23 protein-coding genes are annotated in these 22,636 nt (G+C 34.2%); 15 read left to right on the forward strand and 8 right to left on the reverse strand.

The window, feature by feature from the left end:
- Nucleotides 1–5 precede the first annotated feature (5 nt).
- The 4 genes from HS129_01860 (at nucleotide 6) to HS129_01875 (ending at nucleotide 4,304) form a co-directional block, all read left to right on the forward strand.
- Complete coding sequence (locus HS129_01860) at nucleotides 6–1,037, forward strand: mannose-1-phosphate guanylyltransferase (protein ID MBE7410801.1); 1,032 nt, start codon at nucleotides 6–8, stop codon at nucleotides 1,035–1,037.
- 193 nt (nucleotides 1,038–1,230) lie between these two features.
- Nucleotides 1,231–1,962, forward strand: coding sequence for a hypothetical protein (locus HS129_01865; GenBank protein MBE7410802.1), 732 nt, complete (start codon nucleotides 1,231–1,233; stop codon nucleotides 1,960–1,962).
- Nucleotides 1,963–1,971: 9 nt separating this feature from the next.
- The gene (locus tag HS129_01870; protein ID MBE7410803.1) at nucleotides 1,972–2,460 is read left to right on the forward strand and encodes a purine-binding chemotaxis protein CheW; all 489 of its coding nucleotides are present in this window, start codon (nucleotides 1,972–1,974) and stop codon (nucleotides 2,458–2,460) included.
- Nucleotides 2,457–4,304, forward strand: coding sequence for a hypothetical protein (locus tag HS129_01875; GenBank protein MBE7410804.1), 1,848 nt, complete (start codon nucleotides 2,457–2,459; stop codon nucleotides 4,302–4,304). Before HS129_01870 ends, HS129_01875 begins: the two co-directional genes overlap by 4 nt.
- On the opposite strand, the gene HS129_01880 is transcribed toward HS129_01875, so the two are convergent.
- On the reverse strand, nucleotides 4,305–4,841 hold the full coding sequence (locus HS129_01880; protein ID MBE7410805.1) for a hypothetical protein: 537 nt from the start codon (nucleotides 4,839–4,841) through the stop codon (nucleotides 4,305–4,307).
- A 55-nt stretch (nucleotides 4,842–4,896) separates the two neighbouring features.
- Nucleotides 4,897–6,366, reverse strand: a complete 1,470-nt coding sequence (gene gatB, locus HS129_01885; protein ID MBE7410806.1) for an Asp-tRNA(Asn)/Glu-tRNA(Gln) amidotransferase subunit GatB — start codon at nucleotides 6,364–6,366, stop codon at nucleotides 4,897–4,899.
- A 148-nt stretch (nucleotides 6,367–6,514) separates the two neighbouring features.
- Here gatB and HS129_01890 point away from each other — a divergent pair, with 148 nt between their 5' ends.
- Nucleotides 6,515–7,702, forward strand: a complete 1,188-nt coding sequence (locus HS129_01890) for a hypothetical protein (protein ID MBE7410807.1) — start codon at nucleotides 6,515–6,517, stop codon at nucleotides 7,700–7,702.
- A 114-nt stretch (nucleotides 7,703–7,816) separates the two neighbouring features.
- Here the strand turns inward: HS129_01890 and HS129_01895 are convergent, their stop codons facing one another.
- Both HS129_01895 and HS129_01900 read right to left on the reverse strand, forming a co-directional pair.
- Entirely contained in the window at nucleotides 7,817–8,371 is a 555-nt protein-coding gene (locus HS129_01895; GenBank protein MBE7410808.1) for an isochorismatase family protein, read from the reverse strand.
- A gap of 23 nt (nucleotides 8,372–8,394) precedes the next feature.
- Nucleotides 8,395–9,663: a glycosyltransferase gene (locus tag HS129_01900; protein MBE7410809.1), complete on the reverse strand. Its 1,269-nt coding sequence runs from the start codon at nucleotides 9,661–9,663 to the stop codon at nucleotides 8,395–8,397.
- A gap of 143 nt (nucleotides 9,664–9,806) precedes the next feature.
- Here HS129_01900 and HS129_01905 point away from each other — a divergent pair, with 143 nt between their 5' ends.
- From HS129_01905 to HS129_01940, 8 genes are all read left to right on the forward strand, one after another.
- Nucleotides 9,807–11,132 carry an O-antigen ligase family protein gene (locus tag HS129_01905; protein MBE7410810.1) on the forward strand — a complete coding sequence of 442 codons (1,326 nt, stop codon included), beginning with the start codon at nucleotides 9,807–9,809 and terminating at the stop codon, nucleotides 11,130–11,132.
- A 5-nt stretch (nucleotides 11,133–11,137) separates the two neighbouring features.
- Entirely contained in the window at nucleotides 11,138–11,365 is a 228-nt protein-coding gene (locus HS129_01910; protein MBE7410811.1) for a DUF2905 domain-containing protein, read from the forward strand.
- Complete coding sequence (locus HS129_01915; protein ID MBE7410812.1) at nucleotides 11,366–11,701, forward strand: (2Fe-2S) ferredoxin domain-containing protein; 336 nt, start codon at nucleotides 11,366–11,368, stop codon at nucleotides 11,699–11,701.
- 37 nt (nucleotides 11,702–11,738) lie between these two features.
- Nucleotides 11,739–13,229: a hypothetical protein gene (locus HS129_01920; protein MBE7410813.1), complete on the forward strand. Its 1,491-nt coding sequence runs from the start codon at nucleotides 11,739–11,741 to the stop codon at nucleotides 13,227–13,229.
- A 75-nt stretch (nucleotides 13,230–13,304) separates the two neighbouring features.
- The gene (locus HS129_01925; GenBank protein ID MBE7410814.1) at nucleotides 13,305–14,315 is read left to right on the forward strand and encodes a hypothetical protein; all 1,011 of its coding nucleotides are present in this window, start codon (nucleotides 13,305–13,307) and stop codon (nucleotides 14,313–14,315) included.
- Between the two features lie 127 nt (nucleotides 14,316–14,442).
- Nucleotides 14,443–15,018, forward strand: a complete 576-nt coding sequence (locus tag HS129_01930; protein MBE7410815.1) for a hypothetical protein — start codon at nucleotides 14,443–14,445, stop codon at nucleotides 15,016–15,018.
- Between the two features lie 123 nt (nucleotides 15,019–15,141).
- On the forward strand, nucleotides 15,142–16,281 hold the full coding sequence (locus tag HS129_01935; protein ID MBE7410816.1) for an N-acetylneuraminate synthase family protein: 1,140 nt from the start codon (nucleotides 15,142–15,144) through the stop codon (nucleotides 16,279–16,281).
- Entirely contained in the window at nucleotides 16,278–17,546 is a 1,269-nt protein-coding gene (locus HS129_01940) for a diaminopimelate decarboxylase (protein MBE7410817.1), read from the forward strand. The genes HS129_01935 and HS129_01940 overlap by 4 nt, the downstream gene beginning before the upstream one ends.
- Nucleotides 17,547–18,079: 533 nt before the next feature.
- Here the strand turns inward: HS129_01940 and HS129_01945 are convergent.
- The 3 genes from HS129_01945 to HS129_01955 all read right to left on the reverse strand — a co-directional run bounded on the left by HS129_01945 (nucleotide 18,080) and on the right by HS129_01955 (nucleotide 19,326).
- Nucleotides 18,080–18,445 carry a transposase gene (locus tag HS129_01945; GenBank protein ID MBE7410818.1) on the reverse strand — a complete coding sequence of 122 codons (366 nt, stop codon included), beginning with the start codon at nucleotides 18,443–18,445 and terminating at the stop codon, nucleotides 18,080–18,082.
- Nucleotides 18,418–18,585 carry a hypothetical protein gene (locus HS129_01950; protein ID MBE7410819.1) on the reverse strand — a complete coding sequence of 56 codons (168 nt, stop codon included), beginning with the start codon at nucleotides 18,583–18,585 and terminating at the stop codon, nucleotides 18,418–18,420. The genes HS129_01945 and HS129_01950 overlap by 28 nt, the downstream gene beginning before the upstream one ends.
- 435 nt (nucleotides 18,586–19,020) lie before the next feature.
- On the reverse strand, nucleotides 19,021–19,326 hold the full coding sequence (locus tag HS129_01955) for a hypothetical protein (GenBank protein ID MBE7410820.1): 306 nt from the start codon (nucleotides 19,324–19,326) through the stop codon (nucleotides 19,021–19,023).
- A 366-nt stretch (nucleotides 19,327–19,692) separates the two neighbouring features.
- On the opposite strand from HS129_01955, the gene HS129_01960 reads away from it, so the two are divergent.
- Both HS129_01960 and HS129_01965 read left to right on the forward strand, forming a co-directional pair.
- Nucleotides 19,693–20,154, forward strand: coding sequence for a DUF1564 family protein (locus HS129_01960; protein MBE7410821.1), 462 nt, complete (start codon nucleotides 19,693–19,695; stop codon nucleotides 20,152–20,154).
- A 109-nt stretch (nucleotides 20,155–20,263) separates the two neighbouring features.
- Nucleotides 20,264–21,445 (forward strand): MaoC family dehydratase N-terminal domain-containing protein, encoded by a 1,182-nt coding sequence (locus tag HS129_01965; GenBank protein MBE7410822.1) that lies wholly within the window; start codon nucleotides 20,264–20,266, stop codon nucleotides 21,443–21,445.
- A 4-nt stretch (nucleotides 21,446–21,449) separates the two neighbouring features.
- Here HS129_01965 and HS129_01970 read toward each other — a convergent pair whose 3' ends face one another.
- A complete protein-coding gene (locus HS129_01970; GenBank protein ID MBE7410823.1) occupies nucleotides 21,450–22,550 on the reverse strand; it encodes a serine/threonine-protein phosphatase in 1,101 nt (366 codons plus the stop codon).
- Between the last annotated feature and the right edge of the window lie 86 nt (nucleotides 22,551–22,636).

A 22,636-nucleotide genomic window follows, 5' to 3' on the forward strand; every position in this document is an offset into this window, starting at 1 on the left:
TGATTATGGCAGGAGGGAAGGGAGAAAGATTTTGGCCGACCTCCAGAATTTCTTCTCCAAAACAACTGCAAAAAGTTTACTCTTCTAAAACCCTGTTAAAAGAAACTCTGGATCGAGCAGCAACACTAACTTCCCGCGATCGAATATATATTGGAACAAATGCTACCCTCAAAAAAGAAATCCTAAAACAGGAAAAAAGTTTTCCTGAAAAGAATTTTATTATAGAGCCTGAAGGGAAAAATACAGCACCAATTGTAGCCCTTGCTTCTTTGTATTTTCAAGCCAAGTACAAAAACCCTGTACAAATTGTTTTGTCTGCGGATGCATTTATAGATCCTGTGAAAGAATTTACCAAAACAATTCAAAATGCAATCCTTGAAGCAGAGGACAACTTAGTACTTCTCGGAGTAAAACCAAACAGACCGGAGACAGGCTATGGTTATCTTTCCGTCGGAAAGGCCTCCAGCAACGGATTTCAAGTGAAAGCATTTTTTGAAAAACCCGAACACAAATTAGCCGTAAAATATATTAAAAAACCAAACTTTTATTGGAATCCGGGTATATTTATTTGGAAAACGGAAACAATTCTTTCTGAATTTGAAAAGCACGCGCCTTATATTTATAATCCTTTAAAGTCTGCTTTTCCTTTTAAAAATTTTGGAGATCTGACGACTGTATTTAAAATTCTTCCTTCAGAAGCCATTGATACTGCCATCATGGAAAAAAGTAACAAAATTCGTATGGTGAAAGCTCTATTTTCTTGGGACGATGTGGGTTCATGGATTTCCTTGGAAAGAGTCCTTCCCGGAGATAAAAACAACAACCACCATAAAGGCAAGTCTGTGCACTATTTTCACTCAAAAGGCAATATTTCTTCAACAAAGAAGGATTTTATCGCATTTTTGGGGGTAAATGATCTAATTTTAGTCGAAGAAGAAGACGTAATATTGGTTAGCTCAAAAACAGGAATTAGTGAAATAAAAAAGATGATTAGTGAACTTGGAAAAAATAGAAGTTTACAAAAGTATTTGGAATAATTTCCTGAACTTGAAAGTAAAGAATTAGGAGAGGTGAATGCCTTCCGGTAAGAAAAGAAAACGAAAAAAAATTGCAACTCACAAGCGTAAGAAAAAACGCAGGGCAAACAGACACAAAAAGAAAGGGAAATAACCCTTTTTAAACTTTCAATATTCTTAAGTAGGTTTTTGAAATCACCGATAGTTTTACTATATGTTAAGTGAAGGTGATTTTCAAGCCTATAGAAAATGGTGGAAAAAAGGGAAATCCTCCCTAAGAGGGTTTCACAAGTCTTATAAAGCGATAACCCCGGATGGAGATGTACTTCAAGCGGACTTTAATTATCACGAAAGACTTGTGCACTTATATGTAGAAGTTTCCGGGGAGAGAGGTAGAGCTTTTTCTGCAAATATTAAGCAAGGCTCTATTATCCGCGAAAAAGATATAACAACTGGCAGATCTGGTTCAATAAAAAACCGGATCCACCCGTTTAGGCATATCTTTTCTTGCATCCCGGACAACGATTTATTAGAATCCCTTGGTGGTGCTTATGATATCTCCCGAACTTCACTTGGGAAGCCTTCTTATATCCCCGATTCTTCCCAGCATTCTGAAAATTTTGAACTTGTAAAAAAAGAGAATTTTTTTGAGCGATTAAAACGACAAAGACTTGAAAGAATTGAAAAGTATGGTACACTTCGTCAAAGATTTAAAAAAAGATTTTGGGGTGATTTGCACGATTTTGTATTAGGCTCTTCGCTTGGTGTTGCAATTTACTACCACTTTTTCGATTTTTTTATACTTGGAGCTACCTTGGCCGGTTTTGGTTTTTTTTTCGGGGGTTTAGACTGGGTTATTAGAGATAGAAGTCCACTAATGATAAAAGTATTTTTATTTATGGGAATCGGCTCTTATTTTTTCTATACAGGATATACACAATATTAAAGGTTTACAATGGCAAAAGACACACTCAATGAACAATACATTACATTTAGCATAGGTGAGGAAGAGTATGCAATTTCTATTTTGAATGTAGAAGAGATTGTAAAAATTTCCGATTTAATCAAAGTCCCGAGAGCCAAAGACTATTTCGTGGGTCTTATGGATATTCGCGGAAAAGTAGTGAGCATGATAGACCTCAGTAAAAAACTCATGAACAAAAGAACAGAAGAGAGTGTTTTGGATAGAGCGATTATTGTAAAAATTGGAGAGAAATCTCTTGGAATCATTGTTGATAAGGTATCCCATGTAGTGCGATTTCAAAGCACTCAGATCGATCCTCCCCCTCCTTCTGTCCGAGGAATCTCTTCTCGTTACATTGTTGGCGTAGCAAAGAAAGACAATAAATTTATCATCATCATGGATATTGAAAAAATACTCACCACAGATGAACTTTCAGAGCTGCACGAGTTGACTCCTGCCAATTTAGCACGATCTAAGTGAAAGTCTTTTTTTCATTCTGTATTCTCGCAATTTCTATTTTTGCCGGGGAGCAAGATGAACGAAACGATTTCAAACGACTATACAAACTCCCGCACGAAGTTATTAATTCTGAAGAGTTATCCAAACTTTCTACTCTAAAGAACGACCCGGCTACTTCTCCGGATAAACTGATAGAAGAAGTTACAAATATACTAAATAAATACTATTCTCAGTTTATTGGAGAAAAAAGAATTTGGGAAGATAAACTAAGAGGTGGAAAATACAATATCAAATCCGATCCTGCATCCATTCAGGCTTTTATCCACGAGCTGCTTACAGGACAAACCAATTCAGGAAGAACTCGTGATTCCGAAATTCTCTACAACCTTCATATTGAATTGGCATCTCAGTATGAAAAAAAACAAATCTACCACAAGGCGATCGAATCGTATTTGCAAGGTTTTCGTTATAAAAATTTTAAACCCACAGAAGAATACTATATCTCCGATAAAAGATGGAGCGAAATTTCCGATAAAGAAGAAATTCTAAAGAAAGATACTCATAAAATAAATTTTACAGAATTGAAAAAATCTGAATTTGATTTAAAAAAGCTACAAGACGATTTCCATGAAATGGAATCCAATTATGCAAAAAATAAAATCAATCGAGATGATTTCTCACTAAAAAAATTCGAGCTTCAAAATAAAATCAAGTCCCAAACAAACCTCCTCAAAGAAAAAGAAGACACTTACTCTAACTCAAAAAAAAGCAATTACGATCCATTTTATAAAAAGCAAATCAAAGAAAATTCTGCCGTTCTGTTAAGATTTGCTAAAATTGTTAAAATTATAGAAAACGAAAACAAAGAAAGGCAAAAAATTATAAATAAAACATCCACTGTTGGAAAAGGAATTTTTGTTTTATTTGACTACAAAAGAAATACAGATTTTCATGCATACAAACAAATTTTAGAACTTGCCTATAGAATAGATCCTGAAAATGAAGAAGTGATAAAATCAATAGCAGATGAATCTCTAATGGCAGGACAAAAACAAACTGCCCTCGACTTTTATTTAAAACATGAAAATTTAATAAATACAAATTCATCGAATTCAAGTAACGGCAAAGAAACAGATTTAAAAATTGCAATCTTGTATTCTGATTTAAAAAGATATGTACTAGCAGGAAATTTTTACGAAAGGTATTTGCAAAAAGAAACTGACCCTAAAAAAAAATCTTCCATAGAATTTGAAATTGCCGGGTTCTATGAAAAGCAACTCGGAAATTTTGAAAAGAGTGCATTGCATTATCAAAATTGGCTTAACTATGTTGCAACTATAGATGAATCCACACTATCCTTTTCAGATTCTTTAGAATTGAAAACAGGAAAATTTAACGCTTACCACGGAATTTCAAAATTTCTGCACCTACAAAAATACAGCGACCAAGAAAAAGAAAATCTATACAAAGCCCGTGAGTTGTCTATTGATTTACAAAAAAATTTAGATAACGAGACAAAAAATCACGTTACAATCAGAAAAGAATTGCTCGAAACCAAGAAAGATTTACTTGCTTCGACAAACGATGAAGTTCTCGCAAAATATCGTCTCCTTGAAATTCGTCAGAATGAAGCCATAGATAAAATAAACATAATAAAAACTAAATACAAAAAAATCAAACTGATCGAAGTCTTGTCGAGGCTATGTGCCTTAGAAGAATCAGAAAGAAATTTGAATCAGGTAAGATCCATATATGAAGAAATATTGCAAATTGGAACAGAAGAAGACATTGCCCATTCCATAAAAAATATTACTAGATTAGACTCTATTCAGAGAGACGGAATCTACAGAGAACCGGAATTTTAGCTACTTAGAATACTTTATGATTTCATCCGTTTCATTTCCACCGGAATCTGATTCGTCCAATCCAGAATAGTAACTATCTTTTGGCAAAACCTTAAAATCAAGACTGTCTATAACTTCTTCTTCGAGTACAATTTTTATTCTATAATTTCCTGGCTCAAGATCAGAAAAACTCCCACGAAGCAAATTGTTTCCTTGCTCAATTTTTTTTCTTTTTAAATCAATTTCTACAAAACCGAGAGATTCTTTGTCAAGGGCAACTTTGTATTCTCCTGATCCCGAAAAATCCAAAAAACTAAATAAGTTCCCAGGCGGTAGGGTGTAAATATAATGGATAGTGTCGTCTATCTCAAAAGTCAGATTTTCTCGGGCCATGATAAAATCTGTATGAACATTTGTGAAATGAAACATAGGGTCGTCTATTTCAGATTTGGTTACAGCCCACCCAAACTCGCCTACCGAATGACCACAATTTACAGTGAACGCAACTAATAGAAAAATACACAATACGCATTTTTTACAATGAATTTTTTTTATCAACTTTTCATACCTTGATACTTACTAAATCGACAAAAAATAGAATTTTCTTGTAAAATTACGGTAATTCTCCTGCTTCGATTATCTTTTTTGCTTTTTCGAGAATCATCTTATTCACAATACCCGGGTCTGCTTTGCCTTTACTCTCTTTCATTACTGCACCTACAAGTGCAGCAAGTGCTCTTTCCTTCCCTTTTCTATAAGAATCGATAGCTTCAGAGTTTTCAGAAATCACTTTGTCCACAATCAACTCGATTGCTTTGTCATCTCGAACTACTCCAAGATTTTTCTTGGTCATTATTTCAGTAGGCGAATCTTTTGAAACAAGCATTTCTTCAAAAATAATCTTTGCTATTTTTCCTGAAATTTTACCTTCATTGATAAGTAGAATCATTTCCCCTAATCTTTTTGGCTCGATAGGAAAATTTTGGATATCTTCGTTTTCTTTGTTTAGTATCCCAAGAACTTCATCCTTTACCCAGTTGGAAGATTTTTTCGGATCGTTTGAGATTTTTACAACTTCTTCAAAAAATTCTGCAATCTCTCTTTCAGATGTAAGCACCTCCGAATCATAAAAAGGAAGTCCAAGCTCTTTTTCAAATCGGTTTCTTTTTTCGGAAGGCAGTTCGGGAAGAGTGTTTCTTAAATCCTCTACATATTTTTCTTGTAAAATAATTACCGGTAGATCAGGATCAGGAAAATATCTATAATCGTGTGCCATTTCTTTAGATCGCATGGGAACTGTTTTTAATAGTGTAGAATCCCATAGCTTAGTCTGTTGAGAAAAAGTATTACCTTTCAGATACTCTTCTTTTTGCCATTCTATTTCGTAGTCGATTGCAGATTTGACTGCTTTAAAAGAATTTAGGTTTTTGATTTCTACTCTTGTGCGAAACTCGCTTGAACCAACCGGACGAATAGAAACGTTTGCATCACAACGAAGAGAGCCTTCTTCCATATTGCAATCCGACACCCGAATATACCTCAAAATATTCTTCAGTGCTAAAAGATAATAATAAGCTTCATCAGAAGATCGAATTTCAGGCTCCGAAACAATTTCAATCAGTGGAGTTCCTGCACGGTTTAAATCTACATAGGAAACATTTGTGTTTGGATCGGCAGAGTGTATAAGTTTTCCCGCATCCTCCTCGATATGTATCCTCGTAAGGTTTATTTTTTTAGATTCATTTTCTCCTTTGATCTGAAAATGAACTTCTCCTCCAAGCGCAATTGGTTTATCGAATTGAGAAATTTGGTAGCCTTTCGGTAAATCCGGGTAAAAATAATTTTTTCGATCAAATTTTGTAAAAAGAGAAATCTTACACCCAAAGGCAAGCCCTGCTACAATTGCCTTGTTAAGCGCAGATTCATTCAAAACCGGTAAAGCTCCCGGCAAACCAAAACAAACCGGTGAAACTTGAGTATTTGGTGATCCTCCGTAAGCACACGAACTGGTAGAAAAAACCTTGGATTGGGTATTTAGTTGTGCGTGGACTTCAAGACCTATAACAGGTTCAAATTCAGTCATTATTTCCCTCTTTCTTGCCAATTTTTTCTGTATAAATTTTAGGAAAAACTAAAAAATTTTTGATTTTTTTGTCCATATTTAATAAAAAATTTACTAAAATAAAATAGTTGAAAATAGAAGAATTTCAAATAAAAAAAGTGTGAACCCAATGAAGAAATCAAAACTCTATTTTATAATAGTTTTTACCGTTATTTCTATAAATTTCAGCAAATTAGAAGCGCAAGTCTATTGCAATGGTGCCTCCTGCAATATTATTCCGAGTACTTACTTAAACCAGCTTAATGGACTTGGTGGGACTTTTCAAAACCAATACATAGGCGCTCTTTCAGACTCCATGACTAAAGCTGCTCTTCTTTCCAACTCAAACACAGGGCTAATTGGCAGGGGTCACGTAAATAGATTTGAAATTGGTGCGGGTATTTCGGGTGCCTTAGTCAAGGGTGGAGACATAACCGTAAGATACAACGACATAGAATTGCCTCCCATGCCAAATGCAGGGATTGGGGTTTCTCCATTTGTAATGGGTGGGGTCAATCTCGGATTTTTATTTGGTCAAGGGCAATCTGACCAATCCGGTGACGACAGCACTTTTTTACACAGAATCAGCCTCTATGGACACGGAATCAATCGAACAGAAGATTTAGAAGACTACGTGAAGTCAAAGCCCGGTAAATTCCAAACACACGGAAAACTTGCGGTAAATAGCAGAGGGCTAATGCTTCGCTTTCAGCTCCTAAAAGAAAAATACTCTAGAATGAATATGTTCGGGTTTACCGGATTGAATATTGGAATTGGCTATAACGAGCAAAACTTTCAAATGAGCTTGACTTACCAAGAAGTAAAATCTCCTACAGTTAAGTTTGGTCTTGTGAGCGGAAAATGGGCAGGGAACAATCTACTCGAATTCAATTCTAAGGCTTCTTCTGTTCCTATTGACATTAGAACCGGTTTTAGATTTTTTTATATTTTTACAATTTTTGCTGGAGCAGGAACTAGTTTTAACAATGCAGACGCACAACTTCACCTTTCCAGAACAGGGCCCTTCACTATTGTAAATCCTATGGATCCTTCCAGTAGCTCTATTCTAAATACCATAAACCCTGCAAGCGCAAGCGAGCTTCTTAGAAATTCGGGAAGACCGGCGATTCCTTCTACCGATTCTGCCGCAGCTAACCTTGGTTTAGAATTCAGAGGGTTTGGAAAATCAAAGGCAAGAATCGACTATGGAATTGTTGGAATGGAAATTAATCTACTGACATTTAAAGTAGTAGCCGAGGCTATGATTTTAAAAGGAAACAATAAGCAAGGCAGTATCGGTGTAAAATTTGCACTCTAATTTATGACACTTTTGCTCTGTCCATGCGTTGCAAGGTCTGGGGTCGTTAGTAGGCGATTCCCCAAAGTGTTTGATCGCTGTATTTCCAAGAAAGACTTTTTGAAGATGCGATATTTATAAACCGTCTGTTACAAGTTTTGAAATTTTCTTAAATCCTGAAGACTCGGAGCTCCTGCACAATTCAAATAAAATAGACAAAGAGGTAGTTGTAACCCCACCGGAGGTACGAATCCTTTCCAGCGAAATTCTTTTTTCTTCTAAAGTTTTTGCAGACACACAGTCTTCTACTACGACTGGTATAAAACCATTTTCTAATAAATCTATCGAGGACTGAAGAACGCAAACATCGGATTGAATACCAATCAAAATAACGTTTTTTGCTTTACTATCATTTAGCCTTTCTTTAAAAACTTTAGAGTCCATTACGCTAAATACTTTTTTTTCAATAGGTTTATAAAACTCCCCCAAATTTTCAACTATTGGGGCTACAGTCGGTCCAAGCCCCTTTGGATACTGCTCAGTTACAAGTATCGGAATCTCTAAAGCCTTGATCCCTTCAATCACTATTCTGGAATTGTAAACTATACGCTCAAAATCGAAAATCACAGGCTCTAATTTTTCCTGAATATCTACTACTATAAGGATAGATTCCTCTTTTAAAATTCTCATATTCACCTACTTAAATACAACTATTAAGTAAATAACCCCATAATAGTTTTTCTTTTTTTCTTGTCTTGTATGGACGCAACACTTTTATAAATCTCTTCCAATTTAACAACAGATTTTCCCAATTCGTGATCGGAGGCAACCTCTATAGATGCCTTAGAGAAGTCTCTAAACTTTTCTTTGTCGCTTAATAAAAAAATAGTTTTCTCTGCAATTTCTTTTACATTGAATGGCTCTGCAATATAACCATTTTGATTGTCTATAATTAGCTCAGGTATTGCAAACGATTTCACCCCAATCGCAGGAAGTCCGCAAGCTATTGCCTCAAGAATAACTAATCCTTGAGTCTCCATAGTTGAAGCAGTTAAAAATACGTCGTATTTCGGATAGTATTCGTGCAGTATATTGTGGTCGATAAACCCAAGAAAAGAAATTTTATCTTTTAAACCTAATTTCTCGGCTTGAATTTTTAAAGAATTTAGAGCAGGTCCATCTCCTATAATAGTAAGCGTAGAGTTTGGAATTTGGTTTTGAATCAAGTGAAAGGCATTTATAATTACATCACAATTTTTTTCATAAGAAATTCTGCCTACATGAAGTAGTTTTGGATTTTGAGGGAGCTCACGAATACTACCCTTGAACTTAGACAAATCCATCCCATTAGAAATAACTGTAATCGGTCTTTTTATTCCGTACTCAAGAAGTTGGTCTTTTAATAAATGAGAAGGAGAAATAACTTGATCGCACCTATTGTATAGATCGTTGCATAGTTTTAATATTACTTTTTTACGAATGTTTAGTTTATTAAATCTTTCTACTTTAATTAAATCTTTTATTTTTAACCTTTTCTTAAATCGACTGATCTTCATAAAGAGTTTGTCTATTTTCAATAGTCTATAAAAAGAAACATACATATCTTGCTCTGCCATTAAAGTATGGTATGTGCCAATTGAGGGAACTCCATATTTTTCGGCAGCGTTTACGGCGTATAACCCCATAAGTCCTGGGGTATGAATGTGCACTAAGTCCGGTTGAAATTCTTTAAACACTTTTCTGATTTTGTTCGGAGAGGGAAGGACTACTTTTATATCAGGGTAGCTCGGTAAATATCCGCATCGAAATCTTTCTATATGTATATTATCATTGATTCTGGAAAAATCGCCTTCTCCATACCTTGGGCAAAAAATTTTGAACTCGTACCCTCTTTGAGAAAGTATCTCTGAAAAATTTTTAATCGAAATAGATATTCCATCAATCTTAGGAAGAAATGTATCTGTGAAGTAAAGTATTTTCAAAATTATTTTTTCCCCTGCATTTTTGTCGCTCCCTTAACCTTGCATAAGTTTTTTCTTCATTAGAAATAGAAAATTCCTCTATTTTTTATATATATTTGTTTGACCACAAGCCCGACTTAAATGACATATAAAATGATAAAACCATGACCCTACACAAAGTATTCTTAATCCTACTCCAGTTGTCTATCATTTCCTGTGGACTTTCTGTTTCTTTTAGCCAGTTTTTTTTGGCTTTATCGTTCATTTTTTATCTGTTTGATAAAGAAAAAGAAAATTCGATTATTACGCCGATTTATATTTCGAGCCTTGCACTTTTCGGATTCTATATTCTTTCATTTATGTACAGATACTACCAATTGAATTTTGAATATTCCTATCTAAAAAAAGTATCTTCATCGGAACTAAAAGATATTTTTCTGTTTCTTGGTTTTTTGGTAATTCAAAATATCAAAGAAGAAGAAATCCCAAAAATCAAAAGGGCGTTTTGGATTCTTTTTGGCATACTCGTAGTAACAGGATTTTTTTCCGTATTCACTCCTGTTCGATTTTCAAGGCTTATCAACGACCTGATTAAACCTTCCACTACTTGGAAATTCACTCATCACTATGGAAATATTTTTGGAATTGGAATTTACCTGCCTATAGGACTTATGAATACACACTTAACCTTTGGAGGGTTACTTTTACTTTTTACTCCTTTGTCTGTATTTTCCTTTTTTTTAGCTGCAAAAGAAAAACTCTTCTCTAAAAAAACTTTTCTTTATTTAATCATTCTTTGTATTTTTGGTTTTATTTTTTTATTAAATAATGCAAGATCGGCTATGATTGGTGCAATTGTTTCCATTGTCTTTGGATTTATTGATTTGACTTTTATTAAAAAAGATTTTCCTGTGAAGTTTTTTCTAAAGATTTTCCTCATTCCTCTTTTTATCGCAGCAGCCTTTATTAGTGCATTTGCTTTTAGTGAGCCGATTCAAAAAACTCTTCTTCCGATTCTCGGTGAAGAAAAGCACACAGACTCAGGCAGAACTTTTATATGGTATTCTACACTCCCCTTAATAAAGAAAAACTTTCTACTGGGTGTAGGCCCGGGCAGATACAACGAAGAAATTGAAATTTCAAGAAAGGAATTGTCTTCCAAGTTCAAAGAGCTTTTATTTTTCTTTGAAGTTACCCAAAGAGGACATGCGCACAACGACTTTTTACACATCACAGCCGTTTTTGGGGTGTTTGCCTTGATCGCATTTCTTACCTTGTCTTCTACAATATTTTTACAAATCAGTAAATCCGAGTTGGACACTAGGAGTAGAATATTTTTTTATGGATTATTGGGGTTTTTCTTTGCAGGAATATTCCAATGCTATTTTCAAGACGACGAGGTAGTCATCGTATTTTGGTTTTTAGTCGGATTCTTAAACCGATTTTTTCATAAAATCACTTTACCTAAAAAAACACTTCCTGTAATTTGAAAAAAATGCCAGTGGATGGATTAGGAAAAAACTTGATTGTTCTCGGAGTACTGATTTTTTTAATCGGGGTATTCTTCAGTTATGGGAATAAAATTCCCTACCTTGGAAAATTACCTGGAGATATAAATATCAAAAAAGAAGGCTTTAGTTTTTATTTCCCTCTCACTACCTCAATTGTTTTATCAATTGCAATATCGGTCATACTCTGGTTATTTTCAAAACGGAGCCCATAGATGAATATAATTTACAGTAAGCATGTTTTTGTTTGTGATAATGTTAGAGAAGATAATTCCAGACCCTCCTGCGGTAAACAAGGCGGACAAGAAGTTTTAAAATACTTAAAAGAAAATTTAGAAAAATCAAATACAGACAACAAAGTTAGAATTCAAAGAGCTGGCTGTCTCGATTTGTGTGAGCAAGGTCCGGTACAAGTTTGCTATCCTGCGGGTGATTGGTTTTCTATCAAAACTGAAGAAGACGCGAAACTGTTTGTTCAAGAATATGTACTAAACAACGATATTTCGAAAGTTGACCATCTTAGAATTGTAAAAATAATTCATTTAGATTAAAATACGTTAGGCGGTATAGAGAAAGTATTCATACTCAATGCTACAATATCGCAAATTGTCTCATCATATACCTTTCTTTTTTGTTTTAGTAATTGTTTCATTTGTTTCTAAGGGAAATTATATAATCTCTTCAGAAGAAAATTTGGATTCGGATGGAGCTATTCCCCTACTAATGGCTACTCGAATTTTAGAATTTCGAGAGTTTCCGTTTTTTTATTGGGGACAAAACTACATGGGGTTATTGGAGGTCTGGGCATCCTTGCCTTTTCTATTTTTTTTTGGTGCAACGATTCAAACCTTTGTAGTTGTAGAAATTCTATTTTCTGTTATGATTTCTATATTTTTGTATATTTTTTTCTCAAGCATAAAAGAAAAAGAATTGGGTTTTACTCTTTCAATGTTTTTTGCAATGGGACACCCTATCTTCAATTTCCATTTTACAAATTCCAGCGAGAATTACTCATCCAGTATATTTTTGAGCTTATCGGGATTCTATTTAATCAAATTCTTTTCGGAAAAGTTCATTTCTAAAAAAATATATTTTCTTTCGGGAATTATTTTTGGGCTTGGGTTCTACAATAGAGAAATTCTTATCCTAATCTTGCCTTGGGTTTTTGTTCTGACTTTTTTTTCTCATATTGCCAATTATAAAAAAATTGTATATTTTTTTCCTGGATTTCTACTCGGCTACACTCCTGCAATCTTACACTACCTGACAAACCCACACTATAAAAAACTCATAAAGCCTTCCCTGAAGTTTGCGAGTAATTTGAACTCTGGAATTGAATTTTTAAAAGAAGAAATTTTTCAATCTATAGTAATTTCAGGAAATATCTATTTCATAATCTTACTACTCGCACTCTGTATATCAGGAATAGTATTTTTATTTTCAGAGAAAAATATAGTATTAAAAAAATGCCTTTTGTATTATTCTCTTGGAGCATTGTCTGTTCTGTTGCTATTTGGCTTATCTGAATCCTATATGCTTGTCAGGTACTATTTTTATTTACAAATCGGTGTACTTATATTTTCAGGGTATGCTCTGTCTATTATTTTTAAAAAGAAAAAAAGTTCAGCATTGTTTATCGCAACTATCGTATTCGTAATTTTCTTTATTCAGTCGTTTCAAGATTGGAAAAAAAATCTTAATTTATTTAGAAAAGATCCTGAGGCAAAATTGGTTTCAGACTACCTCTTGAAACACAAATTGCAATATGGATTTTGTGAATACTGGGCGGGGTATGTCGTGTCTTATTTCTCAAAAGACCAAATTCATTGTTTGATTTATTTAGATAAGCAAAGCGATTTTACCTCTGCATACAAAGTAATCGAAAATCGAGCCAGTTTTTTCTTATTCAAAAAAGGCTCTAATTTTGAAAAACACTTCATTAAGAATATTTTTAGAATTAAAGCCTTTGAAATAAAAGAGTTTGAAAATCAAGTGCTCTATATTTCCCATACTCCTACACTCGATTTTCTTGAACCCAATAGAGAAAACTTGCTACAAGAGTTAAACTTCCATCCATAAAAAAAAATAAAATTGACATAAAAAAGAAATGTATCTCGATTATAATATAGAAGCTAAAACTGAGGATTAATGTATATGCAGTGGAAAGATTATTTAAAGATTCAAATTCTAAAGCCGACCTTAGATGAATCTGAAAATGAAAAAGAATTTCGAAAAATTAAATTTAATGAATCCTTTGAAGAGAATAATTCTAAGTTAGAGTCTATAGAAATGTTATACAATAATTCTAAGTTTCAGGATTCAAAAATATTAATTCAAGTCTTAAACGAAGATATAAAAAATCCGATTCTTCAACTCCATGAAAAAGAGAAATCACAAATAAAACCAAACGAAGCATTTCAGTTGATTCAAGATAAGTCGATATCAGAAATCTGCATCAAAGAGTATAGCACTATCCAAGAAATCTTGAAAATAGTAAAATTTGATTCTAAAGAAGTAGAAGATTCCATTTCTTCTTTTCAAAAAATTTTTGACTCTATGCAGAAGTATTTCAAAAAAGAAAAAATAGGCAGCTTACACACTTCGCTTGACGATTACAAAAAAAGAATATTCGTGCAGTCTTCCGTATTGATTTTTCTTTTATTACTTTTTGGTATTACTCCAATCAAAAATAAAATCAAATACCCAAATGTTCAAAACGGTAAAGTAGAGTTTTTTTACACAACACAACCTGATGAAAATTTTCATACAGGGAATTTACTCACCCTGGATTTAGTTCCTCAAGGGTGGCATACATATAGCTTTAAATTTACTCCTTCAAAAAATTTATACAAACTAAGAATCGACCCTCTGACACAAAGTAAAATAAAAATACAAATTAAAGAAATTCGTATTTTAGACAACAAAGGAAAAATTCTCAAAGAAAGAGATTTACTAATCGGAAATGATCTTAGGATAAAAAATTATCAGGAAATAGAAAGCATTCATCAATTCAAAACTGGAAAAATGATTCCCGGTAAATATGTAGAAGTAATCTCTGATGGGAATGACCCACACATCTCTTTTAACTTTGGAGTTTTACACTCAGTTGGAGAAGTTCAAATAACGTATCGTGTTGCCAAAGGGAATTTTAAGTTTACTGATTAGAAAGAGATGTAGAATAGTATAGCCCCATTTTTTTTCTTGACATAAATTTTTAACAGAACCTGATGATACTATTATGAAAAACTGGAAAACTATACTAAAAAAAATACTATTACTTAGTCTAGTGTCAATGCTAATAGATTGTACGAATTCTAAAGAAGAACAAGAAAAAGAAGATAGAAAAAAGGGACAGCCTATTGGGATATTTTTATTGACCCATGTTTTAAGTTATAAAAGTCCATATATAGAGTGGGATACATCCTATGGAATAGTAGAACTACTTCGCCTAACATATAATGATAAAGTTGCTGGAACGATAGGTCAAAATGTAAATGTATCAATAAATTGTACCGGGGGAGGAACGCTTATGCTTACAGGAACCGCGACTAACGCATCGGGAGGCACTGAAGTTGATTTATTGTATAGCATGAATCAATGTAATTTTGAAAATACCTATTTTGGGAGTTTCTCTACAGTTACGGTCAAATTGACAATTACAGGAACAATATCAAAAAAAGGTAAAATTACCTCGTCAAGCTCTACTACTATTTTAAACTATATTGGGACAGGACTGCAATTAGAAGGAAGTACTCATAGTTCATATTATATTTTTAATAATCCGTATTATTATAAAGGAGCTTGTGATTTTCAAAGTAATCACTCTGGTATCAGGCTTTCAGGAGTCTTGTGTGGTAAAACCTTTTAGGTACGAAAATTATTCAAAAGTTGCAACTATATATTGAATTTTTTTGATTAAACTAAACTTATAGCACTAAAATATTTGACCAAACTTATTTCATCAGTTTTTTAGTCCTAAAAGGACAAGATTGTGGATATTGTAGAATTAGAAAAAGGTTTTGCCGAAACAGAAAAAGCAATTAAAAAATTAGCAGAAGAATGCGGGAACGCAATTGAAATTATTCGCGGTGGTGGAGTTTGTGACACACTCCATTTTATTGGTGATACTCGTAAAATTTCCACTAAGTCCGGGTATGTTAAAGAACTTCCCGGTGTTAGCAGGATTTGGAATGTGTCTGCCCCATATAAAAATATTGCAAGAGTTGCTGCAGGAAAAGCCGGAGAAGTCGTACACAGAAAAGACAGGATTGTTGAGGTAAAAGGCTTAGATGGGTTGACCAGAAGGTTTGGTGCAGGAAAACATATTTTCATTATGGGACCAGACTCTCCACAAACCTTTGAACAAACCATAACTATTGGTAAACAAGCAAAAGTAATCGGTGAGAAATTCGGAATCCTAGACAGAATTATTTTTCGAGGTGGTGCATTTAAACCGAGGACGAGACCAACCGATTGGAGAGGACTTGGTTGGGAAGGAATTAAAATGCTCGATCAAGTTAGAGAAGAAACAGGAATTCCTTATGTTACAGAAGTAATGGATCACACAATGGCAGCCGAAGTGGCAAAGCACGCAGACATGATTCAGATTGGAACTCGAAACGCTCAAGATTTTGAATTATTGGAATCTGTGGGTCAAACCATGAAACCGGTAATTCTAAAAAGAGGATTTGGTAACGAGGCAGAAGAATGGTTTTCAGCAGCAGAATATATCGCAAACCAAGGCAACTTGGATATTATACTTTGTGAGCGTGGAGTAAAAACTCTTTTTATAAAAGAAGGGTATTGCAGAAATACTCCTGATTTTAATGTGCTTAGCCACGCAAAAAGAAAAACGATTCTACCTGTGATCTTTGACCCTTCACACGTTGCAGGTGATGACAAAATTGTAGTACAAAATTTAATGGGATGTCTTGCGTTTAACCCAGATGGCTCTATCACAGAGACACTACACGATGAGAGTTTTAGAAAAGAGCAAATGTGCGACGCTGCCCAAGCTCTTCTGATGAGTGTTTATGAAAAAGCAATAGAAGCAATCTTAACCTACGAAGAAAAAGTTCAACCGATTACAAAAGATGTAGAAAGTTTTTTTCTTAATCGCTCAAAAGCATGAATGAAATTGAAAGCCTTAAATTTCTGACTCCAAAGCAAGTTAGAGAAATTGCAGAAGAGTATGGGACTCCTGTCTTTGTTTACTCTCAAATAGAGATCGAAAAAAATGCAGACGAAGCACTTAGATTTCCGAATGAGTTTGGACTTTTGGTGCGTTATGCGATGAAGGCAAACTCAAATTCTACAATATTACAAATCCTTCGTAATAAAGGAATTCATATTGACGCAAGCTCCGAATACGAAGTTGAAAGAGCAATTCTTGCAGGTTATAAACCAGAAGAAATTATGCTGACTTCTCAACAATTCCCAATCAATCTAAAAAAAATTGTAGAAAGAGGAAGTTTTTACAATGCGTGCTCTCTAAGACAATTAGAAGAATTCGGAAAAATTTTTCCAAACAAAGAATTATCTATTCGGATTAATCCCGGAATGGGATCAGGAGGAACAAAAAAAACCAATGTAGGAGGGCATACTTCTTCTTTTGGGATTTGGTTTGAATATATAGATGAAGTGAAAGCAATTCAAAAAAAATACAATCTAAATATTTCTAAAATTCATTCTCACATAGGCTCAGGCAGCGATCCTGAAGTTTGGAAATCGGTTGCAAGTCACACACTGAAATTTGCAGAAGTTTTTGAAAAGTGTAGTATTGTAAATCTGGGCGGTGGATTTAAAGTTGCAAGAATGTCTGATGAGATCACAACAGATTTTCAAAAAATTGGTCATCCGGTAAAAGAATTATTCATAGATTTTTATAAAAAGACTGGCAGAAAATTAAAATTAGAAATCGAGCCTGGAACTCATCTAATCGCAAACTCAGGATGTATCATTACAATAATTGACGATATTGTCAATACAGGTAAAGATGGATTCCAATTTATTAAATTAAACACAGGCATGGACACAAATACAAGACCTTCTTTGTATTCTGCGAGACACCCATTAATTTCTATATCTAAGTCAGAGATCGGTAAACGAGAAATTAAAAATTATGTTGTGGTAGGTCATTGCTGCGAAAGTGGGGATTTATTTACTCAAGAAAATGGAGGAGATCCGGTTTCCAGAAAAATAGAAGAGGCAGAAATCGGAGACTATATGGTCATGGAAGGCTGTGGAGCTTACTGCTCTTCAATGAGCACAAAAAATTATAATTCTTATCCAGAAGCTGAAGAATTACTTGTGAGCATGTCTGGTAAAATCATTCGAATCAGAAAAAAACAAACATTAGAGCAGATGATCCAAAATGAATTAGATATCTTTTTCTAATAGATTTTATTTTTAGTATAGTTAATAGGTTTCACATTTAGTGCAGATTTTACACTTTTTGTGCGAAAATGTGGGATCTCCACTCTTTTCAGCAAAGTGCATGCTTTATACCAATTGTGAACCTTTCATGCACAAATGTGGGAACTCCAATTCGGAGGACTGATGCTTGAAGTCTGAGGTCGGAAATAGTGGAGGTAGAATCTTTGCAAATAGGTTTATCTTTTAGGATGAGGTTTTGAGCTTTAGTAGAGTTTTTGAAATTTCGCGTTTAGTGCAGTTTTTGCACTTTTCGTGAGAAAATGTGGGAACTCCACTCTTTTTAGCAAAGTGCATGCTTTATACCAATTGTGAACCTTTCATGTACAAATGTGGGAACTCCAATTCGGAGGACAGAAGACGAAAAACCCGAGGACTGAAATAGAGGAGCTAGGATTTTTTTTAATTAGGTTTATCTTGTAGATAGAGGTTTTGATTTTTGATACACCTGCAAAAAGTCTTTCTTGGAAATAGTTGACCCGCCTTAAAAAGATTTCTCATAAGGCGGGCAGAGTCTCAAAATCGCACAATTGAAACTCATTCTCACATGGGAATAACAAATTTTTGAAAAAATAAGCGATGTGTGTCGCATATCGTCTAAAATTGATTCCGATTGCCCTCAAAATCATGCGATGTCCAACTTTACGGAGCCTTGTATTCGCCCCTTCAGATATTTTGGTTTTAGTTTCCATCAAACCTTCAACCGGTGGACGCAATTTACATAAAGTCTGATATTCTCCGGATTTGAACTTTGCATTTCTTTCATCCAACCATCTCCGCTTCGTATCAATTTTATTCGGATTGCTTTTCTTTTTGTATGCAACGCACTTTTCTTTTAACGGACATGACGCACATTTTTTGATTCAAAGTTTGCAATTAAAGTTCCATCAGCTTTTAATTTTTGGGATTTAGGGATTTCATCATTTGGACATTGTTCAATCAATCCATTGTCGCATAACGTAAAGAAAAGAGAGTCGAGTTCTTTCTCATTTCCTTCCCGCAATTGCAGTCGCTACAAAATTTACGTCTTCTTTTCGTCATTCTCGAAACGTTTCACATAGATAAACTGAAAATTTCAAGTTGTTCTGTCCGATCTTACACTTTGAGACTTGGGCAAACGATAGTAGAAACCGTCCTCTTCCTGAGACAAAATTGAATCAATTCACCTGAAGGCTTAATTTCTAATTCTTGCAAAACTTTCATCAGATTACTCAGAACTTTATAGAATAACGTTAGGCGATTCATCCGCTTGATATTCGCACCACATCACAGAATCAATTCTCTGCGTTGAATTCTTCAAGCCAAGTTCCTCAATAATTGCATCACGGCTATCTTGAAAAACTCGATCGAAAAGATTTATACCCGTTCGTTCTTCATATTCGCAATAATTTTCCTGAAATGATACATTGTTCGAATCGCAAAACTATATCGATTAATATCATCGACTCCTAACACCTTCTTGATACAAATAATTGAATTGATAATTTTCATACAACTGCTCATCTGTCAGAGAATACATCTCTTTTATGATCTCAATGGCTACCAAAATATTTACAGGAAAATTACTTCGACCAAAAACAGGATGATACAAGCATCTAAAATCCTTCTCGTTGATATTCTTAAATATCTTCTCGTAAAAAGTTTGGGACCAATTGTTTTTTAATACGCCTCGTAACATATTGTTCAAATTTTGTTCAGGATCCAATAGACTGCCTTGAAGGTGATGGGTATTTTGCAGAAACATAGAGTATATGAATGAAAAACAAGTTTTTCATTCAACTATTTATTGAATTTTTGCAGGCAGGTCATTTTTAGTATAGTTTATAGTATTTCGCATTTAGTGCAGTTTTTATACTTTTCGTGTGAAAATGTGGGATCTCCACTCTTTTCAGTAAAATGCATGCTTTATATCAATTGTTCACCTTTCACGCAAAAATGTGGGATCTCCACTTTTTTGGGGGATTTCAAGAGATTTCTTATTTTGTGCAGATTTAGGACTTTTTCCGTAAAACTTAAGAAAAAACTCTAAAAAACGATAAATTTTTTTTCTAAAGCAAACTTTTTTTACCTTATATCAAAGAGCAGAAAAACTTACTTTAAGGAGAAATTTATGAACCCACAAAAATATGCAGAAACCCAATCGAGCTTGCTTGTTCCAGCAAAATATATGGACGAGTTCAATAGAAGAACAACGGGTTTTTCGAGACGAAAATATTTGCACGCATTGCTGAACAGATACAGAAACGTGATTCTTTGGGGGACTTTTGAGAAGATGGAGAGGGTGAAAAAGGCTTACCAAGAAGTCGGACAAAATTTGCAGAAGAAGAATTTTACCCCAAATAACGAGGATTGGATTGAGCTTGGGATTCTTGCGGATTGGCTTGGTACCACGAAGACCGCTCTTTTTACTCTTTTGTTGGTGCTTGACCTTGCCGAATGGGACATAATTCTCCCCAGCAGATTCTTCGAGAATGGAGTTCCCACCCCGGTAACCACGATTGCGGGGGGAGCTTACCTTTCCAAGAGAAAAACGACCCGCTACAATAGGCTGATAAGGAAAAAGCCCGACTAAAAAGAAGAACACAAAACTACAATAGCGAAACTAAATCAAAATTTCCGTTGAAGAAAAGGGTAGTGGTAAAAACAAAGAAATTATACTATTTCTTTTAAAAGGACAAATCATGGCTAAGATTGAATATCCACCATTTGCAGAAATTGCATCAAAAACAAAATTTGAACGAGGAGATGTAATTCAAAAAACCTACGGTAGATTTTTGGATGAGTTTAAAGAAGGGGATATATTTTCCCATCCTCGGTCTTTGACTATCGATCGTTCTTTTGCGCAGGAATTCGCAACTGTGTTCATGGAGGCAAATCCACTTTATCTTTCAGCTCCTTATGCAATAGCTCATGGTTTTAAAGATATACTCGTTTCTCCTTTACTGATTTTTAATATTGCTCTTTCTCTTGGAGTTCAAAACGACTCTGAAAAAGCAGTTGCCAACCTTGGTTATTACGATGTTCAATTTTTACTTCCGGTATACCCGGGAGATACACTTTTTTCTAAAACTAAAATTTTGAAAGTTGAAGATAAAGGAGAAGATAAGCCGGGTATTATTCATGTTCGTACAGTTTGCTTGAACCAGAACAATCAACTTGTTTTAAATTATGAGCGTAAGATTATGATTAATCATTCTAAGGGTAAGCCAAAAGGAAATTCTACACCGGGTAATCCAAATTCATATTTTCCGAAAGAAGAAAAATCTGTTATCGAACTTCCGCTTTTACAATATCCGAAAGATTATAAAGACTCTACCGGTGAAGGAACCTATTTTGAATCTTTTCAAATTGGTCAGATTTTTATTCATTCAAACGGTAGAACGATTACAGACGAGCATGTTCCTTGGACTTACAGAGTTGGGAACACTCACCCGTTACACTACGACAGATTGTATTCAAAATCTTTATCCGGTGCGATGAGTGGAGAGCCTATTGTTTATGGAGGACTTGTTTTTGCATGGCTTGGTGGGCTTGCTTCTAGAGATGTTTCTGAAAATGCTATCTGGGACTTAGGTTATACAGAAGGGTATCATACTCAGCCTGCAATTTCTGGAGATACTGTAACTGCAATTTCCAGAGTTTTGCATGTTGAAGACACAGGTAATAAATTTGGGATCGGTGCTGGGGAAGTTCAGTTTCAGTTTATTGGATTAAAAAATATTCGAGCTAAAGATGCTTTTGAGAAATTTGGTGCGGATTTATTTTTAAAAGAAAACGACAAGAAAAAATTAGGGAAGGAAAAAATTTCTGAAAAAATTTTTGAAATTGAGAGAAGACTTCTTATCAAGAAAAAACCTATCTGATATTTTAGGTCAATTCTAAGATTAAATACATAGTGTCGTCTGAAAAGCTGGCTCCTTGAAAAAAGGAGTCAATTTTTTTTGTAACCAAATCTTTGAATTTTGAAATTTCTTTAACTTCCCTGTATTCATTTAAAAACTGGATCAGTGTATTTATTTCAAGGGTTTCTCCTTCTGTATTTGCCGTTTCTAAAAGACCGTCTGTAAAAAGGAAAAACCTACTTCCCTGTATCAAGGGAAAACTAATTGAAACTGCGATTGGTGATTTAATTTTATAGCCAAGGATTGCTCCTTCTGTTTTAATCTCTTTAAATTCTTCACCATTTTCTGAATAGAAAGGATGAGGGTGACCTGCATTTCCATAGTGTATTTGTTTTCTTATAAAATCAAAAAATATATAGATTGCAGAGGCGTGGTGAGTTCCAAAGTCACTATAGAGTTTCGCATCTAAATAATCTAAAAAACCGCTCGGATTGAGTTTTAGTCTATACGGCATATTGGAAACGAGTACTTTTAATATAGCTGCGATCATTGCAGAAGATACACCGTGCCCTGCCACGTCTGTCAAAAAGACCCCCAGATTTCCTTCACGTAATTGTACAAAGTCAAAAAAATCTCCTCCGATAGCTTGTTGATTTTCTCTGAATACTCTAAACTCAATTCCATTAATTTTATTTGTTTCAGGGAATAGAGAATCTTGTACTTTTTTTGCAAGGCTTAGATCGTGGTCGATAGTATCTTTGTGGAAGCTAAGTAGGTTTGACTTCTGTACAACTTTTATGGAAGAGAGTATAATGAAGCTAGCAATCAAAGTGGATGGTACGAAAAAAAATATCGGAATTAGTAGAGCCTCAGTGTTGATACTCAAGTTATCAATTTTGGAAAATACGGTAATTGTAGTAAGATAAAAAATTAAAGATACAGCACCTACAAAAATTGCAGAAAATTTTCTCAGGCGAAAAGACTGCAACATAATAAGTATAGACCCTGTAGAAAAGCTGACTACAACTAAATCAATATTACTCGATCCTTGGAAATACGATAGGTAAATTACTCTATAAAAAATAACAAGTATAAAAAAGTTAAATAAATAGATTATTGTATTCAAATGTTTAGCGAGTTTTTTTAGATAAAGAAAGTAGGTCGAAAAACTTAAAGCAGTAACGCTAAATATATACAAAGGAAAATAAGGAA

The organism is Leptospiraceae bacterium (assembly GCA_015075105.1).
Classification (GTDB): domain Bacteria; phylum Spirochaetota; class Leptospiria; order Leptospirales; family Leptospiraceae; genus JABWCC01.